We start from the raw sequence: 1,393 nt of genomic DNA on the forward strand, positions 1-1,393 counted from the left end.
TAGATAATTTTCTAAATGTGCTTTTCTTCCCATTCCCACAGTCTATCAGATAAATGGGTTCTCTTTTACGGATTTGGTATGATACTCTTGTTGGTGGGCTAGGCAACGATAGCATTTCTTCTGGAGATGGCAACGATAGCATTTCTTCTGGAGATGGAGACGATAGCATTTCTTCTGGAGATGGCAACGATAGCATTTCTTCTGGAGATGGAGACGACACAATTAATGCAGGAACAGGCAATGATACCATTGATGGTGGTGTAGGCAATGACCGATTAATTTTAAACTTTTCTACTCAAACCACTGACATTAACCTAACCTTAAATACAGGATTTGTCTTAACTGGTGTTGCTAATGTTAGTAATATCGAAAGCTACAATATTACATCAGGAAGTGGAAACGATAGTATTATTCAATCAGGATTGATTAATAGTGCAGTTTATCGAGGCACTGATACTATTAATGGTGGAGCAGGAAACGATACATTAAATGCAGGTTTAGGCGATGATAATGTTTCTGGTGGTGCAGGAGATGACCTACTCATCATAGACTACTCAGTCGGTGATACAGGAAAAGGAATGTATCTTTCTACCTACAGCTATACAGAAGGTTCTTATAGTGGGCAAGCCTATCGCCAAAACAGCAATAATACCAGTAATCTAGATTATATTTCCTTCGATGGTATCAACCGTTTACAGGTGACAGGCACTAGCAAAAATGATACCCTCACTTCGGGGTTAAACAACGATACCATTGATGGCGGTGCGGGTAATGATAACATTGATGGCGATGCAGGTAATGACAGCTTAGTTGGTGGAGATGGAGACGACACAATTAATGCAGGAACAGGCAATGATACCATTGATGGTGGTGTAGGCAACGACCGATTAATTTTAAACCTTTCCACTCAAACCACTAACCTTAACCTAACCCTAAATACAGGATTTGTCTTAACTGGTATCGCTAATGTTAGTAATATCGAAAGCTACAATATTACATCAGGAAGTGGAAACGACAGTATTATTCAATCAGGATTGATTAATAGTGCAGTTTATCGAGCCAATGATACTATTAATGGCGGTACAGGCAACGATACATTAAATGCAGGTTTAGGCGATGATAATGTTTCTGGTGGTGCAGGAGATGACCTACTCATCATAGACTACTCAGTCGGTGATACAGGAAAAGGAATGTATCTGTCTACCTACAGCTATACAGAAGGTTCTTATAGTGGGCAAGCCTATCGCCAAAACAGCAATAATACCAGTAATCTAGATTATATTTCCTTCGATGGTATCAACCGTTTACAGGTGATACCAAATCCGTAAAAGAGAACCCATTTATCTGATAGACTGTGGGAATGGGAAGAAAAGCACATTTAGAAAATTATCTA

The 1,393-nt window shown here is 39.3% G+C and carries 1 protein-coding gene; it reads left to right on the forward strand.

The window, feature by feature from the left end; all coding sequences use genetic code 11:
* Positions 1-53: 53 nt before the first annotated feature.
* Positions 54-1,328 carry a calcium-binding protein gene (locus tag C7H19_RS25165; RefSeq protein WP_106459629.1) on the forward strand — a complete coding sequence of 425 codons (1,275 nt, stop codon included), beginning with the start codon at positions 54-56 and terminating at the stop codon, positions 1,326-1,328.
* Positions 1,329-1,393: the final 65 nt, after the last annotated feature.

This window comes from Aphanothece hegewaldii CCALA 016 (assembly GCF_003007785.1).
Classification (GTDB): Bacteria; Cyanobacteriota; Cyanobacteriia; order Cyanobacteriales; family Microcystaceae; genus Chroococcus; species Chroococcus hegewaldii.

Coding starts and splice junctions, on each gene's coding strand:
- C7H19_RS25165 (WP_106459629.1), top strand. CDS start 54: ATGGGTTCTCTTTTACGGATTTGGTATGATACTCTTGTTGGTGGGCTA.